Origin of the sequence: Kitasatospora sp. NPDC036755, assembly GCF_040636595.1 — a bacterium.
GTDB lineage: Bacteria > Actinomycetota > Actinomycetes > Streptomycetales > Streptomycetaceae > Kitasatospora.
Map to the genome: position 1 here is coordinate 1 of NZ_JBEZUT010000682.1, position 1,352 is coordinate 1,352.

1 protein-coding gene and 1 pseudogene are annotated in these 1,352 nt (G+C 77.4%); one reads left to right on the forward strand and one right to left on the reverse strand.

Features of this window, described 5'->3' with window-relative positions; all coding sequences use genetic code 11:
* Window positions 1–312 precede the first annotated feature (312 nt).
* The gene (locus AB0E96_RS41180; protein WP_359831964.1) at window positions 313–708 is read left to right on the forward strand and encodes a DUF2267 domain-containing protein; all 396 of its coding nucleotides are present in this window, start codon (window positions 313–315) and stop codon (window positions 706–708) included.
* Window positions 709–749: 41 nt separating this feature from the next.
* Here the strand turns inward: AB0E96_RS41180 and AB0E96_RS41185 are convergent.
* Window positions 750–1,352 (reverse strand): annotated as a pseudogene (locus tag AB0E96_RS41185) (hypothetical protein); the annotation flags it as partial.

Consider the following 1,352-nt stretch of genomic DNA (forward strand, 5'->3'; position numbering starts at 1 on the left):
GCAGCGCGTACCGGCCGGTCCGGTCGGCAAGGGGCTGATGCCGGCCCGGCGGCCGCGCAGGCGGTGCCGCGCCTCGGCGGGGTGAACCGCCGACCCGGGCCGGTGGCGTGGTCGGCGCCGGCACCGGTCCCGCCCGGAGTCCGTACGGTTCCTTGACAGCGGGCCGGTTCCGGAGGCGCCGGGGCGAGTTACGCTGAGCAGCACGGGCACCGGTACGTTCCGCGGTGGTCACGGGCTGCGACCCCCCTCCTGGTCCAGGGCGAGCGGGCCGCCGTCGGTCCGGCCGGCGCCGCCGACCGGAAGGAGGACGCGATGACCATCTCCTGGGAGGACTTCCTCGCCCGTGTGGTGGAGCGCGGCGAGTACCGGGGCGAGGCCGAGGCGGATCACGCCGCCCGGGTCGTGGTCGCCCAGCTCGGCGAGCACCTGGTGGGGGCCGACCGGGCCGAGCTCGCGGACGCGCTGCCCGCCACCTACGCCCCGCTGCTGCGCGACGCCGGGCCCGCGGCCGAGCCGCTGACCGCCGAGCGCTTCGTGCAGGCCGTGGTGGGGTGGATCGACGGCGCGACCCCGGCGACGGCGCAGTGGGACATCGGGGCCGTGCTCAGCACCGTCGCCGATCTGGTCCCCGGGGAGCTGCTGGACCGGGTGGTCGAGCAACTCCCGGACGGCTACGACCTGCTGTTCGGCCACCCGGCACCGGCCTGAGCCCCGCGCGGACGCCCCGCCCGGAGCTGCGCCGGGCGCCGTCACCCCGTGGTGGCCCGGAACAGCTCCGCCCCCGGGCCGGTCAGCCCGACCGGCCCGGCGCCCGGGCGGAGGTAGGCCGACGCACCTGCCGGAAGCGGGAGTTCGGCGCCGCCGGGGGCCCGCAGCCGGGCCCGCCCGCGGACGCAGAGCAGGATCTGCGGGGTGGGCAGGTCGATCCGGACGGAGGCGGCGCCGGGGCGCAGCCGGGAGAGGCCGAACTCCTCGGCGGGGGAGCGGAACTCCTCCTCGACGCCGTTCGCCGCCGGGCGCGGTGCGAGCACCTCGGGCTCGGCGGGGCGGAAGGACGTGACGGCCAGCAGGCCGTCCACGTCGACGTGCTTGGGGGTGAGCCCGCAGCGCAGCACGTTGTCCGAGTTGGCCATCAACTCCACGCCCACGCCCCGCAGGTAGGCGTGCGGCACCCCGGCGTCCAGGTACAGCGCCTGTCCGGCGGTGAGCCGGACGTGGTTGAGCAGCAGTGCGGCGAGCAGTCCGCGGTCCCCCGGGTACTCCTCGGCGACGCGGGCGTACGCGGCGCAGGTGGTGGTCGGGGCCCATCGGGTACTCGTCCACCATCTCCTGGACGGCCTGGGCGAGCGCGG

Coding starts and splice junctions, on each gene's coding strand:
- AB0E96_RS41180 (WP_359831964.1), top strand. CDS start 313: ATGACCATCTCCTGGGAGGACTTCCTCGCCCGTGTGGTGGAGCGCGGC.